Source organism: Actinomadura sp. NPDC049753, from assembly GCF_040674655.1.
GTDB classification, from domain to species: domain Bacteria; phylum Actinomycetota; class Actinomycetes; order Streptosporangiales; family Streptosporangiaceae; genus Spirillospora; species Spirillospora verrucosospora.
Genome location: NZ_JBFARL010000014.1, coordinates 34,368 through 48,962 on the forward strand (window position 1 = coordinate 34,368; position 14,595 = coordinate 48,962).

16 protein-coding genes and 1 riboswitch are annotated in these 14,595 nt (G+C 71.1%); of the genes, 4 read left to right on the plus strand and 12 right to left on the minus strand.

The genetic code is table 11. The features are described from left to right. Nucleotides 1-16: 16 nt before the first annotated feature. Nucleotides 17-1,009, minus strand: coding sequence for a pyridoxal-phosphate dependent enzyme (locus tag AB0K37_RS06325; RefSeq protein WP_363975669.1), 993 nt, complete (start codon nt 1,007-1,009; stop codon nt 17-19). Nucleotides 1,010-1,108: 99 nt separating this feature from the next. Here AB0K37_RS06325 and AB0K37_RS06330 point away from each other — a divergent pair, with 99 nt between their 5' ends. After that, nucleotides 1,109-1,636 carry an Lrp/AsnC family transcriptional regulator gene (locus AB0K37_RS06330; protein ID WP_363975672.1) on the plus strand — a complete coding sequence of 176 codons (528 nt, stop codon included), beginning with the start codon at nt 1,109-1,111 and terminating at the stop codon, nt 1,634-1,636. Between the two features lie 138 nt (nt 1,637-1,774). Here the strand turns inward: AB0K37_RS06330 and AB0K37_RS06335 are convergent, their stop codons facing one another. After that, nucleotides 1,775-2,848 carry a bifunctional NAD(P)H-dependent oxidoreductase/GNAT family N-acetyltransferase gene (locus tag AB0K37_RS06335; protein WP_363975675.1) on the minus strand — a complete coding sequence of 358 codons (1,074 nt, stop codon included), beginning with the start codon at nt 2,846-2,848 and terminating at the stop codon, nt 1,775-1,777. Nucleotides 2,849-2,878: 30 nt separating this feature from the next. On the opposite strand from AB0K37_RS06335, the gene AB0K37_RS06340 reads away from it, so the two are divergent. Next, a complete protein-coding gene (locus tag AB0K37_RS06340; RefSeq protein WP_363975678.1) occupies nt 2,879-3,367 on the plus strand; it encodes a MarR family winged helix-turn-helix transcriptional regulator in 489 nt (162 codons plus the stop codon). A 96-nt stretch (nt 3,368-3,463) separates the two neighbouring features. On the opposite strand, the gene AB0K37_RS06345 is transcribed toward AB0K37_RS06340, so the two are convergent. The 4 genes from AB0K37_RS06345 to AB0K37_RS06360 form a co-directional block, all read right to left on the minus strand. Then, nucleotides 3,464-4,198, minus strand: coding sequence for a haloacid dehalogenase type II (locus AB0K37_RS06345; RefSeq protein WP_363975681.1), 735 nt, complete (start codon nt 4,196-4,198; stop codon nt 3,464-3,466). A gap of 180 nt (nt 4,199-4,378) precedes the next feature. After that, nucleotides 4,379-5,104, minus strand: a complete 726-nt coding sequence (locus AB0K37_RS06350; protein WP_363975683.1) for a hypothetical protein — start codon at nt 5,102-5,104, stop codon at nt 4,379-4,381. 189 nt (nt 5,105-5,293) lie between these two features. Next, the gene (locus AB0K37_RS06355; RefSeq protein ID WP_363975686.1) at nt 5,294-5,983 is read right to left on the minus strand and encodes a CHAP domain-containing protein; all 690 of its coding nucleotides are present in this window, start codon (nt 5,981-5,983) and stop codon (nt 5,294-5,296) included. Between the two features lie 14 nt (nt 5,984-5,997). Next, nucleotides 5,998-6,146, minus strand: a riboswitch (cyclic di-AMP (ydaO/yuaA leader). Nucleotides 6,147-6,538: 392 nt separating this feature from the next. Continuing rightward, nucleotides 6,539-7,177, minus strand: a complete 639-nt coding sequence (locus tag AB0K37_RS06360) for a DsbA family protein (protein WP_363975689.1) — start codon at nt 7,175-7,177, stop codon at nt 6,539-6,541. Between the two features lie 113 nt (nt 7,178-7,290). Between AB0K37_RS06360 and AB0K37_RS06365 the strand changes: the two genes are divergently transcribed. Further along, a complete protein-coding gene (locus AB0K37_RS06365; RefSeq protein WP_363975692.1) occupies nt 7,291-7,890 on the plus strand; it encodes a TetR/AcrR family transcriptional regulator in 600 nt (199 codons plus the stop codon). 50 nt (nt 7,891-7,940) lie between these two features. Here AB0K37_RS06365 and AB0K37_RS06370 read toward each other — a convergent pair whose 3' ends face one another. From AB0K37_RS06370 to AB0K37_RS06380, 3 genes are all read right to left on the minus strand, one after another. Further along, nucleotides 7,941-8,717 (minus strand): alpha/beta hydrolase, encoded by a 777-nt coding sequence (locus tag AB0K37_RS06370; RefSeq protein ID WP_363975695.1) that lies wholly within the window; start codon nt 8,715-8,717, stop codon nt 7,941-7,943. A 99-nt stretch (nt 8,718-8,816) separates the two neighbouring features. Continuing rightward, nucleotides 8,817-10,037, minus strand: a complete 1,221-nt coding sequence (locus AB0K37_RS06375; RefSeq protein WP_363975698.1) for an FAD-dependent monooxygenase — start codon at nt 10,035-10,037, stop codon at nt 8,817-8,819. Further along, on the minus strand, nt 10,034-11,437 hold the full coding sequence (locus tag AB0K37_RS06380; RefSeq protein ID WP_363975701.1) for an MFS transporter: 1,404 nt from the start codon (nt 11,435-11,437) through the stop codon (nt 10,034-10,036). The genes AB0K37_RS06375 and AB0K37_RS06380 overlap by 4 nt, the downstream gene beginning before the upstream one ends. Before the next feature lie 113 nt (nt 11,438-11,550). Here AB0K37_RS06380 and AB0K37_RS06385 point away from each other — a divergent pair, with 113 nt between their 5' ends. Continuing rightward, a complete protein-coding gene (locus tag AB0K37_RS06385) occupies nt 11,551-11,745 on the plus strand; it encodes a hypothetical protein (protein WP_363975704.1) in 195 nt (64 codons plus the stop codon). A 132-nt stretch (nt 11,746-11,877) separates the two neighbouring features. On the opposite strand, the gene AB0K37_RS06390 is transcribed toward AB0K37_RS06385, so the two are convergent. The 3 genes from AB0K37_RS06390 to AB0K37_RS06400 all read right to left on the minus strand — a co-directional run bounded on the left by AB0K37_RS06390 (nt 11,878) and on the right by AB0K37_RS06400 (nt 14,581). Next, the gene (locus tag AB0K37_RS06390) at nt 11,878-12,552 is read right to left on the minus strand and encodes a response regulator transcription factor (RefSeq protein ID WP_363975707.1); all 675 of its coding nucleotides are present in this window, start codon (nt 12,550-12,552) and stop codon (nt 11,878-11,880) included. Continuing rightward, on the minus strand, nt 12,549-13,763 hold the full coding sequence (locus AB0K37_RS06395; RefSeq protein ID WP_363975710.1) for a sensor histidine kinase: 1,215 nt from the start codon (nt 13,761-13,763) through the stop codon (nt 12,549-12,551). The genes AB0K37_RS06390 and AB0K37_RS06395 overlap by 4 nt, the downstream gene beginning before the upstream one ends. 290 nt (nt 13,764-14,053) lie before the next feature. Then, nucleotides 14,054-14,581, minus strand: a complete 528-nt coding sequence (locus AB0K37_RS06400; protein WP_363975713.1) for an HXXEE domain-containing protein — start codon at nt 14,579-14,581, stop codon at nt 14,054-14,056. Nucleotides 14,582-14,595: the final 14 nt, after the last annotated feature.

Here is a 14,595-nt window from a genome sequence, read left to right on the forward strand (position 1 = left end):
GTCGTGGTCGTGGCGATTACTGGAGGCGACCAAGACGGCACCCATGCTGTGTGAGCCGGGCCGACAGCTCCCGGACCTGTTCGGGACGAGGATTGGCGCCGGTCAGCACCGTCGCCAGGCGATCGCCGGGGACCGTGCCCTCGGCGATCGCCGCCAGGCCCGCCGCGCCCGCCGGTTCCAGGACGATGCCTAGCGTGCGCGCCGCCAGTTCCATGGCGGCGGCGATGGCCTCGTCCGTCACCAGAACCATCTCGTCCACCAGGACGCGGGCCCGCCGCACCGAGGCCTCCGTCGGGCGACGCACCGCGATGCCGTCGGCGAAGGTGCGAACGCGTCCGGCAGGGACCGCGCGGCCGGCGCGCAGGCTTTCCGCCATCGAGGGGGCGCCTTCGGCGTTGACCCCCACGATCCGGGTGCCGGGAGCGCGCTCCTTCATCCAGCGCGCCACGCCGTTGATCAGTGCGCCGTCGCCGACCGGGAGCACGACGGCGTCGAAGCACGCCCCGGCCGGCGCGCCGCGGGTCAGCTCGGCTCCGATCGTGCCGGCGCCTTCGGCGATGGCCGCCTGGACGCCGTCCTGCAGGTGGACGCGGTCGGGATGGCGCTCGGCGTGGGCGGCCGCGGCCTCTCGCGCCGACGAGCCGTCCGGTCCCGCCGCGATGACGCGGGCGCCGAACGTCTCCATCCGCTCGCGCTTGCCGGGATTGACGGTCTCGGGCACGAACACCTCGACCGGCATCCCGCGTGCTCGTCCGGCGTAGGCGACGGCCTGCCCGAAGTTGCCCGAGCTGGCGCACACCACCGGCGTGCCGGGGGCGAGCGTGCTCAGCATCAGATCGGCGCCCCGGCCCTTGAAGCTGCGCACCGGGTTGGCCGTCTCCAGTTTCACCGTCACCGCGCGGCCGCCCAGCGCCCGGCACAGCTGCTCGTCCAGGTACTGCGGGGTGTCGAGGAACACCGGATCGATCACCCGTAGGGCCTGCTCGATCCGCGCCACGTCCAGGTCCATGCGCGCCACCTTCCGCCGAGGCTTCCGACCCGGCCGACGCTAACCGAGCTCCCGATCGACGCGATTGAGAATTCTCGCGCCACGGCGCAATAATCTTGCGTGCCCGAATCGCCGCCACCTCGCCTGGACGAGATCGACGCCCTGCTGCTGGACCTCCTCCAGCACGACGCCGGGCGCACCCTGCACGACCTCGGGGAACAGGTCGGGCTCTCACCGAGCGCCGTCCAGCGGCGGATCGCCCGCTACCGCGAGCACGGGCTCATCGCCAGGCAGGTCGCCGTCCTCGATCCGCACCGCTTCGGTCCCACCGTCCTGGCCACGGTCCTGGTGACCCTGGTCCGGGAATCGTTCGAGCACCACCGGGCCTTCGCCGAACGGATGCGCTCAGAGCCCCAGGTCCAGCAGTGCTACCGCGTCGCGGGGCCGTGGGACTACGTGGTCGTGCTGGCCGCGCGGAGCATGCGCGACTGCAGTCGGCTCGGTGACCGCCTGTTGAAGGCGGACGACAACATCCAGCGCTACGAGACCCTGGTCGTCTTCGACACCATCAAGTCCGGCCTGGCTCTCCCACTTCCCGCTCGATCGCAGGACGGGCGGCCACCGGCCAGGGGAAGACCTGACGAGTGACAGTGCGTCACCGTCACCGGCTACGGCGGGGTGAACCACACAGCGGTGCGACGGGGTGGGTGAGCGCAGCCTGGGGAAGATGCCGCCGCATTTCATCGTGCCGCACTCCCCCTGCGCCAGGAGTGCGGCACGGGCCGATCAACCAGTGCCGAGGCGCATCTTGGTGAGGCGGATGGTGCCGTCCTCGCCGGGGATGGGGGCCGGCTGGTATCCCTCGCTCCGGTAGAGCGCGATGTTGTTCCGGCTGCCTGCCCCCGTGGACAGCACGATGCTGCGGCAGGCCTGGTCGGCGGCGGCCTCCGCCTCATGGAGCAGCCAGCGCCCCAGGCCGCGCCCCCGCAGGTCGGGAACGACGCCGAGCCTTCCCACGTGCCACTCGGCGTCCTCGCGGCGGGTCCGCACCATGCCGAGGAGCCGGCCGTCCCGCCACAGCCCGATCGCGTCCCAGGACGCGAGCCAGTCACGAACCTGCTCCACGGACTCGTGCAGCGCCGGGACGGTCAGGGGGTCGTTGGCGAGGGCCTCGTCCACCCAGCAGCACCGCTGCAGGACGGTCACCTCGGGGGCATCGTCCGGCGTCAACCGCCGCAGGTAGGACCCCGGTTCGGGCCCGGCCGCCGATGCGGGCCGCTCTCGCTCTCGCATCGGCCGGAGCGCGTGCGCGACCCGGACCAGTTCCTCCAGGAGATCGATCGCGGCCTCCCCGGCAGCGGCGGCGGGCCGCACCTCCCCGTCGTGCACGGCGTCGGCGATGCGGAGCGCGACCGTGGATCCCAGCGGTACCAGGCGCAGCGTGGTCACCACTTGCTTGGCGTGCTGCACGGCCCTCGTGCCCGCCGAGGTGTTGCCGTAGCTGACGAAACCGACCGGTTTCCACGCCCACTCGCGGGAGAGGTAGTCCAGCGCGTTCTTCAGGGACGCCGGCATCCCGTAGTTGTACTCCGGCGTCACGACGATGAGGCCGTCCGCGGCGTCCACGATCGCGCTCCACCTGCGCGTGTGCTCGTTGCGATACGCGCCCGACGACGGATGGTCCTCCTCGTCGAGGAACGGGAGGTCGAGGTCGGAGAGGGCCAGCGGCACCAGCTCGGCGCCGAGTTCGGCGGCGCGGGGCGTGATCGTCTCGGTCAGCCATGCCCCCACCGCGGGGCCGAGGGCGCCGGGGCGGGTGCTGCACACCAGAACGAGGAGGCGCACCTGTTTCGTTGACATGTAAATGAACTTAGGCGATAGGTTGTTTACATGTCAAAGAGACCGTCGGACGAGCCCGTGCGCTGGCTGACCCCGGACGAGGAACGGGCGTGGCGGGCCTTCCGCCGCATGGTGATCGCCGTCCAGACCGGCACCGCCCGCGACCTCTCCCAGGTCGGCCTCTCCGAGCCCGACTACGAGGTGCTCAGCACGCTGTCGGAACGGCCGGACCACGCCGGCACCCTGCATGAGCAGGCCGCGAAGATGGGCTGGTCGCGCAGCCGGCTCTCCCGGCACGCCACCCGCATGGAGGCGCGCGGCCTCATCCGCCGCGCACCCGACCCGGCCGACGGAAGGGGCTGCCTCCTGGTCCTCACCGAACACGGCCTGGACACCCTGACGGACGCCGCCCCCGCCCACCTGGAATCAGTGCGCCACCACTTCATCGACCGCCTGGCACCGGAAGACCTCACCGCCCTGGAACACATCGCCGGGAAGGTGGAGGCCCCAGACGAGGCGCACCGACCACCTAGGTCCTGACGTCGCCTCGGCGGCGGTGCGAGCACTGCTGATCACGTGAGGGTCGCGGTCGGTGCGGCTGCCCCCTGGTTGGACGGTCGCTCTCACCGTCCCTCCCTAGGTCCGCGGACCGGCCTCCAGTAGATCGGCGAGCTCACCGAACCCGCGCACGACCAGGTCGCTTTCCACGTCGTCCGCCCGGTCGGCGGTGAGAGAGGGCCCCTTCTCCAGTGGACGCTCCAGGAAGGCGGCGGCGAGCCCGGCTCCCCTGGCGCCGTCGATGTCCCACTTGTGCGCGGCGACCATCAGCACCTCCGCCGGTTCCACGTCCAGCAGCCGCACTGCTGTCAGGTACGCCTCCGGCTCGGGCTTGTACGTGCGGGCGAGCTCCGCTGACAGGACGCAGTCGAACGGCAGCCCCGCCCCCTTGATCAGGTGCGTCAGCAGGGCGAACCCGCCGTTGGACAGCGCCGCCACCACATACCTCTCCCGCAGCCGTGCCAGGCCGTCCACCGAGTCGTCCCACGCGGGCAGGCGATGCCAGGCCCGGACGAGCCGCCGCCGCGCGGTCTCGTCGAAGGCGTCCGCAACGCCGTGCAGCTCCAGCAGCTCGTCGAGCGACTCCCGGTGCAGCGTGTCGAGGTACGCCCACTCCCGTTCCCCGCTGCTGACCCGCTGCATGGACGGGAGGTACCGCTCGCGCCAATCGTCGGCGAAGGCCTCGCTCTCCAACGCGACACCGCGCTCCGCAGCGATCACTGCCACCTGGCCGGCGACCCCTGTCCGCCAGTCGACGGTCGTCCCGAAGATGTCGCAGGCCACTACCCGGATCGCCCTAACGTCGAAGCCCATTGGTACTCCCTCGCCCAAGAGCGCCCGGATGGTGCCCTACCCCAGTCCTAACATGCCGTCCTGGGCGGCCGGTTTTAGCAGCGCCTCACATCTCCCCCGGACGTGACAGACCCCGCTCTCGCCCGAGGACGGGAGCGGGGTCTGTGGTGAGGCTAGGAGGGGGTCACCTGGACGGACTGATCAGCCGAGGGGCTTCGGGGCGCCCTTCTTGCCGGCGCCGTGGCCCCAGGACAGGATCTCGTACTTGACGCCCTTCAGGTGGCCCGCCGAGGTACCCGTGTTGTACTTGCTCTTCGGCTTCTTGCCGTCGACCAGGTGGCGGAAGGTGTAGGTGTCGAGGTCGAGCATCACGCCGCGGTGCGACGGCTCGCCCGGCCCGCGGTCCCCGACGAAGCCGGTGACGCTGCGCCCCTTGTAGGTGACCTTCACCTTGGTGTGCAGAGGCCAGCTCGGGCTGGCGAACAGGCCCTTCTGCATCGGCTTGCCGCCCGCCGGGGCGCCCGTGTCGCCGTTCACGCCCGAGCCGTCGTCCCAGAAGTAGGACGCGGTGGTGCTGCCCGCCAGGACGGCGTGGCGCTTCGGAGCGACCTTGCCGGCGGTGTGGCGGGGGACCTTCGCGTCGCGCTTCCCGGTGACCTTCTTCCCGGTGACCTTCTTCCCGGCCACCTGCTGCTCGATCACCTGCTGCCCGGTGACCTGATGGCCGGTGACCTGCCGCCCCGTGGCCTTGTGCCCGGTGACCTGCTGCCCCATGGCCTTCTGCCCGGTGACCTGCTGCGCGGTGACCTTGTGCGCCGTCGGCTCGTCCGCCGCGGCCTCATGGGCGGTCCCGGCCGCCACGCCCGCGACCAGCATGCCCGCGAGGGCGGTACCGATGAGGGCCTTGTCGAGGACTCGCTGCTGCATGTTCATCCTTTGCTCGGTGGTCCGGGCGCCGGGTCACGCCTTCGGCGTAAGGCCCGCCGTTCGGGCATGACGGATCCGGCGCACGGCACGTGGGCGTGCTCGCGACGTGGGTGTGATTGCGCGGGGGAGGGAGAAGGGGGGAAGCACCACTGGACGGTGCGGGGCGAGGGGCCGCTGAGCGGCCCCGGCTTACCGGTACTGGGGGTAGCCGTAGCCGGCGACGGTGGACGTGTCGCGGACCTTCTTCTTCACCGCGTCACCGGTGTTGCCCTCGATGGTGTTGATGGTGCCGTCGTGGTTGTCCTTGACGACGATTCCGACGTGCTCGACACCCTTGATGCCGCCGCCGTTCCAGGCGAAGAAGACCACGGCGCCGGGCTTCGGGGTCTGGCCGAAGCGGCCGGTCTTCTTGAACCACTTGGCGTGGCTGACGGTGTAGGCGTCGGCGCCCATGCCCTTGGTGCCGGTGTGCTGGCCCAGCCAGGACACGAACATGTCGCACCAAGACTGGCCCTTGTAGACCGAGGCGCTCTTGGAACCGATGCGGTGGGCGTTCTGCTCGCCCAGGGGCGAGCCGACGTACCAGTCGTTGAACTTGCTGTTGCCCGAGGCGTCCTCGTGGGTGCCGACCTGCGTGCGGGCGAGCTTGATGACGTCCTGCGCGGAGGCGCCGGCGTTGGCGCTCTGGCCTGCGGTCTTGGCGCCGTTGGTGCCGGCCTGGGGCGCGGCGGCGACCTGCACGGTGTTCGCGGGCTTGGTGTCCGCCTGGGCGGACGGGGCCAGGGAGGCGAGGCCGAACGCGCTCGCCAGGGAGAGGACGGCTCCGGCGGCGACGCGGGTGCCCATGCGCTTGGTCAGGTCGAAGGTACGAGCGGTCATGCGAAGGTTCTCCTGAGGTCTTCCAGTCCGCCTACCGGGTTAGCTGTCGGGTTCGGGCATGGAAGTAGCCCTACCGCGGCCCCGCGCATGGCGGGAGTGCGGATTCACCCCGGTGTTTCGGTGGGTCCCCGGCTCCGCTGGCCGTGATCGGCGCTCTGCGGACTCGGCGGCGGACGTGCCTTGATCGGCCGTCCTGATGATCAGGGACTCGACGCGCCCTTCATGATCTGGTCGGGCGCTCCGGACGGGCTTCCCCGTCGGTCACACACCCACAACAGGTTCAAGCGGGCCCATATTTCGTCAAGCACACCCCAAAGACCCTGCTGACCTGTAAAGCCTCCCCAAAACTCCCTCAACGTAGGGGCTGCGGTCCAGTCAAACCGAACCAAGATTTTTTGTCCGCCCCTCCCCCCAGAGGAAGACGATCACACCCGAGCGCTCCCCCGTTGCCTTTAATTCGTGTGTATTACATGGCCAGTCGCCTTGAAGGTACGGATCTGAGCTGACCGAGCGCCGACCGCCGAGCGCGGAGGCAGATCACGGAACTCTTCCACCTCATAGTCGCGCCGGAGCAGAACTCGGGTGAGCGTTCCTGCTGGAGCGTCGGCGCGGCGAGTCGGCCCTCATCAACTCACTCCTCAGCGTGGCGAGCGACACGGCTCCGACGAGGACCGTCCCGTCCGGAAACCGGAAGACCGGCACTCGCGGGTCGGACGCGCGAGCGGATCGCGCCGGTTCCGCGCGGGGCCGCTCGCCGTCTTTCCCGCCGTCCCACCTGACGCCGGCCGCGGACGCCAAGCCCCGCAGCACGTTCGCGTCGCCGAGGTCCAGACCGTCACTGAAGTAGGCGCGGTACAGGCGGGCGGTCATGTCCTCGGCGGCGCCGTGCGCGGCCGCCAGCGCGATGAGCCGGTGGGCGTCGGCGGTGGGGGCGGGCACGATCCGGTCAAGGTTCACCGCCAGGCCGTCGGCCGCCGCCGCCCGCGCAACCTGCTCGACCCGCGCGGCGGGCACGAGATGGAGATGTCCACGGCTCGGCGGCGGTTCCTCTGGCGAGACCGCGGTCCGGTACGGCCTGAAGACGACCTCCAGTTCGCCGCCACCCGCACGGTGCTCCTCGGCGGCCCGCTGGAAGCGGACGTAGCCGAGCGCCGACCAGACGCAGGCGATGTCGTGGGTGAACTCAACTTTCATGGGTTCGTCCTTCAATGGCGGCACGGATCGTTCCGTGCCGCCTCAGCATGCCCGCCGCCGTTCCCCTCGTCAATACGGAACGTTCCGTGCCGCCTGAAGGCTATGCTGTCCTCATGTCACCCAGACGTCCTGAGCGCCGAAGTGAAGAGGCCGCCAACGCCGTCATCAAGGCCGCCATGGACCTCTGCGAGGAGGTCGGGTACCGCAAGGTCAGCATCGAGGGCATCGCCGCCCGCGCCGGCGTCGGAAAGAACACGATCTACCGCTGGTGGCCGTCCAAGGCCGCCGTGCTGCTGGACGGCCTCCTGTCCACATGGAAGATGGACGCGACCTTCCCCGACACCGGGGACTTCGTCGCAGATATCAAGGCACAGATGGCGGCGGCCTCTCGCATCCTCGGCGACCCGCACGTCTTCCCGCACTACCGCGCACTGATCGGCGAAGCCCAACACGACCCGGACCTCCACCAGGCCTTGTGGGACAACTTCATCGGTCACCTGGCGGGCGCCGCCGCCGAACGCATCCGGGCAGCGCAGCGCAAAGGCCAGGTCCGTTCCGACGCCGACCCGGTCCTCGTCACCGAACTGCTCTACGGCGCCGCCTACTACCGGCGGCTGCTCACCCCCCGCATGGCCGACGCCGAGCACATCAGCGCCATCGTCGACCTCGCAATGACCGGCCTCGCCCCATCGGCCGGCACACCCGCTCAGTAGCAGGCCCCATTAGTTCCGGCCGCCCTCGCACATGCCGCCTGCGCAGGCGCTCACGGTTTGTGCGCGGTGGTGAGGAAGTCCAGGACGAGGGGGCTGGCGTGGGTGCGGTACTCCTCGAAGTAGGCATGCCGCGCATCGGGGATCAGGTGTAGCCGGGCGTCGGGGATGCGGTCAGCGAGCAGGGGTGCGTTGGCGGTGGGGTTGAGCAAATCGTCGCTTCCGTGGACGACCAGGGTGGGGGCGCTGATGTCCGGCAGGAGGTCCCAGGCGTTGTGCCGGTTGCTCGCCACGAGGTGGCGGCGCCGGGCATGGGCAGGCATGCGAGGGTCGCCGAGGGTGTGGTGCGGGCCGGGATGGGAGGCCAGCCATCGAGGGGTGTACATCAGCTCCAGCAGGGCCTGCCGCGCGGCTTCGGGCTGAGGTTGCGCCAAGGCTCGGCGGACGTCGTTACCGCGTTCGACGCTGTGCGGGCCACCCGGTGAAGTGCAGCCGAGAACCAGAGCTCCAACCCGGTGCGGATGGCGGGCCGCGATCTGCTGGGCCACTCGTCCGCCCATGGACGTGCCGTAGACGTCCGCCCGGTCGATGCCGAGTTCGTCGAGGACGGCGATCACGTCCTGGGCGAACTGTTCGGTGCTGTAGGGGCTGTCGGGCTTGTCGCTGTCACCCGTGCCGCGATAGTCGAGCGTGAGGGTGCTGCGAGCGGGATGGAAGTCGGCACGAACCGCATCCCACCAGTGGTGGTCGTTGGCCTGGCCCGCCAGCAGGACCAGCGGCGCCCCCTGGCCCTGGAGCTGGTAGGCGATGCGGGTTCCGTCCGGTGCCATGGCGTACGTCATCGACTCCCTCACTCCCGTGCCGTCAGGCAGAGTACCCGCGTGCCCCGGACGGTGGTCATGCTGAGTCCCGCGGGTGGTTGAGCGGGCTCACCTCATGGGCGTGAATTCGGGCAAAGTGAGGGCCGAATGGGCAGGTCGTCCGCCTGCGGCGGGCATGGCGCTGAGTCCGCGCAGCCTCTCGTTCCGCTCGTCCAGGGCCTGGGCGGTGGTCGGGAACAGTGCGGCACCGCCCTCCCCGACCAGCCCCTGGTTCAGAGTCACGAACTCACGGGTGTCGCGTTCGTAAGCGGCGAAGCCCGCGGCGTGGTCCCGATCGGCCAGGGAACCGGCGAGCATGTACGCGCCGACGAGCGCGAGGCTGGTGCCCTGCCCGGTCAGGAAAGAGGGTGCGTATGCGGCGTCTCCGACCAGCGCGCCCCTGCCGCTGGACCAGCGGGGCATCCGGATCTGGCCGACTCCGTCGAAGAACAGGTCGTCCGCGTCGCCCATCGCGGCCAGCATGCCCGGGACCTCCCATCCCGCGTCGGCGAAGACCGCGGCGACCAGTTCCCGTTGGGCGTCCGGGTCCGTCAACGCGCCGGACGGCGGTTCCGGCCGAGCGAAGTTCAGGAACGCGTGCACTTCGTCGTCGTCCCCCACGGCGTAGAGCGCCGCGGCCCTGCCCGGCGTATTCCACATGACGGTCTCGTGGGAGAGCCCGAAAGTGTTGCGCATGGTGAACACGGCGAAGCAGTAGCCGAGGTACCGGTGGAACCGTTCTTCGGGGCCGAACAGCACCTCCCGGGTGCGCGAGTGCGTGCCGTCCGCACCGAACACCATGTCGAACGTACGCGTGCCGCCCCCGCGGAAAGTGACGTCGACTCCGGGGCCGGACTGATCGAGGCTGTCGATGGAGTCGTCGAACACGAACTCCACGTCGTCACGGACCGCCGTGTACAGAGCGTCGGTCAGATCACCGCGCCGCACCTCCAGGTCCCGTTCCGCGACGCCGCCGGTGACGGTGTGCGGGTCGATTGAGGCCACCTCGCCGCCGTCCCCGTCGAGGAAGGTCAGCCGCCGCGAGTCGACGTGCGCGTCCCGCAGGCGCGGCAGGATCCCCATCCGCCGGACGACCTCCAGTGCGGTGCCGCGCACGTCGACGGGATAGCCGCCGCTGCGAAGCATGCCCGCCTTCTCCACCACCGTGACGGCGTGGCCGTGGCGGTTCAGCCAGAACGCGAGGGCGGGCCCCGCGATGCCGCCCCCCGAGATCAGGACCTTGCGCTTCGGCGCGGTACGGGCGCCCGTCATCAGGTCAGAACGGTTCATGCCTTGGTTCCTTTGCTCATGGTGCGGACGGCGAACAGGGACAGCGCCGTGACGGCGCCGGCGATGGCGAAGCCGATGACGAAGGCCGATTCGGCCGGGACGTCCGACCCGGAAGGGGTTCCGGCGGTGAGGAAGGCGCCGCTGACCTGGGCGCCCGCGGCGAAGCCGATCACGCGCGTCACCAGGACCAGGCTGGTGGCCGTTCCGGTGTCGCCGTGCTCGACGGAGGTGGCCGTCCGGACGACCATCGCCGTGATGCAGACGCCGCTGGCCAGGGCGATCAGCGCCTTGCCCACGACGAGGTGCCAGACCTCGGTGTGCAGGAGCGCCAGGCCGACCAGCGTGGCCGCCATGACGCCGATTCCGGCGGTGACCACCGCACCCGCGCCGAAGCGCCGCACCGCGACCCCGCCGAGCGGCCCGCTGATCGCCGCCGTGACGGCGCCGGGCAGCAGGTACCGCCCGATGTCGGTGGAGCCGGCCCCGAAGCCGTACCCGTCGCCGGCGACCGCGAGCAGTTGCGGAACGAGGTACATCGACACCGCCGTGCCCACGCAGACGGCGAACGTGATCACGTACGAGCTCCATATCGGAGGCTTCGCGAGCAGGCGCAGATCGACCATCGGTGAGGCCGTACGACGCTCGACGGCCGTCCATCCGGCAATGAAGGCGGCGAGGACCAGGACGAGCGCGCCGAGCGCGAGCGGCCGCGAGCCGACGTCGGGCGCCACCGAGAGCCCGAGCATGAGCGTCAGCAGGACGCCGCTCAGCAGGACCAGGCCGGGCCAGTCGATCCGGGCGCCCGGACGGGCCGGCGGGTCGTCCGGCATCAGCAGGTGGACGAACAGGGTCGCCACGACGATCGCGAACGTCGGTATCGCGAACATCCAGTGCCGGGACAGCCCTTCCGCGATGGGCCCGGCGACCAGCGTCCCGAGCATGCCGCCGCCCACGAACAGCCCGCTGACCACCCCGATGGCCACCTGCGACTCCCCCGCCGGGAGGTGCTTGCGCACCAGGATGAACGAGAGCGGCATCGCGCCGACCATCGCGCCCTGCAGTACCTGCCCGAGCAGCAGCACCGGCAGGTTCGGCGCCAGCGAGGACACCAGGCCACCGGCCGCGACCACCGCCATCAGCCGGATCATGACGCGCTTGCCGCCGTGGCGGTCACCGAGACTGCCCGCGACGGGCGCGACGAGAGCACCGGTGATGAGCATCGCGATGCTGAGCAGCGCCCCTTGGGCAGGGCTCATCGACAGTTCGCGCTGCAGCAGCGGGAGCGTCGGCGCCACCACCGATTCCAGGGTGCCGGTGGCGGCCGCCAGCATGCCGAGGGCCCAGACGGGGGTCTTTCGTATGCGGACTGGGGGAACGGGGGGAGCCAGGGTTGCGGGCATGGATGTCCATACCTCCTTCGTCGTCGGGAAAGGTCGTTCGGGGCGGGAGCCGGGCGATGCGGCTCCCGCCCGCATGTGCGCTACGGCCGGCGGCGCACTGCAGGAAGGTGGGCTTGCGCGACCCGGACGGGTTCATGACCGGGGTGAACTTGCCGTACGGGGAGGGCGAGATCGACGCCCGCGAGAGCGTGCACGGAGCCCGCGCCGCGACCGCGCCGCCGCCGGACACCGCGCAGTTCGACCGCGAGACCGGGTGCGGAGGCCCGGGCCTCCGGCCTCTCGTCCGCCTTCCGCTTGCCTCTGCGTAGCCGCATCATCCGCCCTTTCGTCGTCTCTCGGACCGAACGGGTGGAGTGTGCGAGGGCGGTTGCGCGCCGGGCGTCATACCCGGGAGCCGATGTGGGGGTGCTACGGCGGTGGGGGGTGGAGGAGGGGGCGTCCTACTCGCCCGGGGTCACCAGCCCCGATTCGTACGCGAAGACCACCGCCTGGGCGCGGTCGCGCAGGTCGAGCTTGGTGAGGACGCGGCTCACGTGCGTCTTCACCGTCTGCTCGGCGAGCACCAGCGTCTCCGCGATCTCCGAGTTGGACATGCCGCGGGCCACCAGGCCGAGGACCTCGGTCTCACGTTCCGTCAGTGCCTTGAGCCGCAGCGCGGGCTTGCCCCGGGCGGGGGGACGCTGCCGGGCGAAGTCCGCGATGAGGCGGCGCGTGACCGAGGGGGCGAGCAGCGCGTCGCCCGAGGCGACGACGCGCACCGCCGCGATGAGGTCGGCCGGCGGCGCGTCCTTCAGCAGGAAGCCGCTCGCGCCCGCCCGCAGCGCCTCGTAGACGTAGTCGTCGACGTCGAACGTGGTGAGCATCAGCACGCGCGGCCGGTGCGTCACGCCCGGCGGTGGCGCGAGGAGACGGCGCGCGCCCTCCAGGCCGTCCATCTCGGGCATGCGGACGTCCATCAGCACCACGTCGGGACGGGTGCGCCGGCTCAGCTCGACGCCCTGCGCGCCGTCGGCGGCCTCGCCCACCACCTCGATGTCGCTCTGGGCGGCCAGCAGTGCGGCGAAGCCGGCCCGCACCATGGCCTGGTCGTCGACGATGATGACGCGCGTCGTCACGTTGGGTCCCTTTCCGTCAGGGGGAGCCGGGCGGCCACGCGGAAGCCGCCGTCCGGCAGCGGCCCCGCTTCGATGGTGCCGCCGCCGAGCCGCACCCGTTCGCGCATGCCGACGAGGCCGTGCCCCGTGCCGCGCTCCTCCAGCGGCGCGGCCGGCGGCTCGGGCGAAGGCCCGTTGACGACGAGGACGGTGAGCCAGCCCCCTTCCTCCGCCACCGACACCCTTGTCGGAGCGCCCGGCGCGTGCCGCACCACATTCGCGAGGGCCTCCTGGACGATGCGGTACGCGGAGAGCCCCACCGCCTCGGGCACGTCGGCGTCGCAGGAGGCGAACTCCACTGGGACGCCCGCCCGGGCCGTCGCCTCCACCATCGGCCCGATCCGCTTCAGGCCCGGCTGGGGCGCGAGCTCGCCGTGCGCCTCCTCGCTCCGCAGCACGCCGAGGAGCCGTCGCATCTCGCCGAGCGACTCGCGCGCGGTCGCCGCGATGGAGGTGAACTCCTCCTGCACGTCTGGCGTCAGCCCGTCGAGGCGGTACACCGACGTGTCCGCCTGCACCGTGATGACGGACATGTGGTGCGCCACCACGTCGTGCAGCTCGCGCGCGATGCGGGCGCGTTCCTCCAGCAGCGTTCGCCGGCCGCGCTCGGCCTCGCTGATCGTCTCCTGCTCGGCCAGCCTGCGCTGCGCCTCGTACCGCTCGCGGAGCGCACCGCCGAGCACGAGCGCGACGCCGCTGAGAATCGTGAGCAGCGTCCCCCTGGCGCTCGTGCCGTGGGGCGCGACGAACCCCAGGCCGACGCTCGCGCCCGCCGTCGCCAGCCACACCAGCAGCAGCGTCCGGCGCGACTCGCGCAGGCCGAGGGCGAGGCAGAGGCCGATGTAGCCGACGATCTCCATGGGCGGAAACGGCCACAGGAGCCGCTCTTCGAAGTCGACGGTGAGCAGCGCGAGCGCCCCGGCCACGTCCGCGGCGAAGATCACGTACCAGGCCCGCAGCGGGCGGACGACGGCGAGCACCAGCGGCGCCGCCTGCGCGACGGCCAGCGCGCCCGCGACGCCGCCGTTCAGACCGTAGTCGACGCTGAGCACCGTGATCGTGGTGGGCAGCAGAGCGACGCACAGCACGAACGCCACCCCCCACGGAAGCAGCCGTACCGACCGACGCGACGCCCCCGCGAACAGCGCGCGCGGGGGTTCCTCGGACGTCATGAGCGCCAGCCTATGACCGGCCGCGCATGTCCAGAGGGGCCTGTATCGGGGTGGCTGATCCGGGGTGCGACAGAGTGGTCCTGCAACAGCGCATTCGTCCTACTCCCTCAGTCTCGTCCGTGCTGGCCGGGGAGGAGGGTAGAAAGGCGGTCGGGGCGGGTGCGTCACGCTGGGGAGCCAAGCCGGAGTGATACCCCGGTAGCCGGTGTCGTCCGCAAGGAGGAGCCCGGCACCAGATCGTCGCGGCGTGGTCCGAGCGCGGCATGCGGCCAGGCGAGATCCCACGGGCTTCAGTGACTTCCTTGCCCGTCCTCGGCGGCTTTCTCGCGGGTCGAGGTGAGCAGGTGGGCTCCGGTGTGGACGGCCTTCAGGGTCACGGGAAGCAGGATCGCGGCGTCGCGGAGTGTCCGCGCCGTGTCGCGGCGAACACCTGCGCGGCCGAGCGCGCGCCAAGCCCACAGGGAGAACGGCACGACGATCGTGGGTGCTGTCGCTACACCCGGGGTGTAGCCGCGTTGGCTGACGCTCAAAGCCAGGTGCCCGAGCCCGTGCACGCCGAAACCGGCCAAGGTGGCCTGATAGAGCCGGGACCTCCCGCCGGTCCGCACGCCGTCCACCGTGGCGGCGAGCATGAAAGCGCCCATGAGAGCGATGGCCGTGCGGGCGTGCGCGGTGGAGATCTCGCGACGCAGCCACACCGGCCCGGGAGCGCTGCCGCCCGCGTTCTTTCGTGACCAGGGAGCCATGGTGAACCATTCCTCGGCGTCGTTGGCCGCCCAAGCCAGCAGCAGCCCCCAGGTCACACTCCGACGGACCATCACGCCCTCCATTT

Excerpts from the sequence above, each read along its gene's own strand:
- AB0K37_RS06370 (WP_363975695.1), bottom strand. The coding sequence starts at position 8,717 with ATGGCACCGGACGGAACCCGCATCGCCTACCAGCTCCAGGGCCAGGGG.
- AB0K37_RS06365 (WP_363975692.1), top strand. The coding sequence starts at position 7,291 with ATGTCACCCAGACGTCCTGAGCGCCGAAGTGAAGAGGCCGCCAACGCC.
- AB0K37_RS06335 (WP_363975675.1), bottom strand. The coding sequence starts at position 2,848 with ATGTCAACGAAACAGGTGCGCCTCCTCGTTCTGGTGTGCAGCACCCGC.
- AB0K37_RS06325 (WP_363975669.1), bottom strand. The coding sequence starts at position 1,009 with ATGGACCTGGACGTGGCGCGGATCGAGCAGGCCCTACGGGTGATCGAT.
- AB0K37_RS06400 (WP_363975713.1), bottom strand. The coding sequence starts at position 14,581 with ATGGTCCGTCGGAGTGTGACCTGGGGGCTGCTGCTGGCTTGGGCGGCC.
- AB0K37_RS06340 (WP_363975678.1), top strand. The coding sequence starts at position 2,879 with ATGTCAAAGAGACCGTCGGACGAGCCCGTGCGCTGGCTGACCCCGGAC.
- AB0K37_RS06360 (WP_363975689.1), bottom strand. The coding sequence starts at position 7,177 with ATGAAAGTTGAGTTCACCCACGACATCGCCTGCGTCTGGTCGGCGCTC.
- AB0K37_RS06395 (WP_363975710.1), bottom strand. The coding sequence starts at position 13,763 with ATGACGTCCGAGGAACCCCCGCGCGCGCTGTTCGCGGGGGCGTCGCGT.
- AB0K37_RS06375 (WP_363975698.1), bottom strand. The coding sequence starts at position 10,037 with ATGAACCGTTCTGACCTGATGACGGGCGCCCGTACCGCGCCGAAGCGC.
- AB0K37_RS06380 (WP_363975701.1), bottom strand. The coding sequence starts at position 11,437 with ATGCCCGCAACCCTGGCTCCCCCCGTTCCCCCAGTCCGCATACGAAAG.
- AB0K37_RS06345 (WP_363975681.1), bottom strand. The coding sequence starts at position 4,198 with ATGGGCTTCGACGTTAGGGCGATCCGGGTAGTGGCCTGCGACATCTTC.
- AB0K37_RS06355 (WP_363975686.1), bottom strand. The coding sequence starts at position 5,983 with ATGACCGCTCGTACCTTCGACCTGACCAAGCGCATGGGCACCCGCGTC.
- AB0K37_RS06350 (WP_363975683.1), bottom strand. The coding sequence starts at position 5,104 with ATGCAGCAGCGAGTCCTCGACAAGGCCCTCATCGGTACCGCCCTCGCG.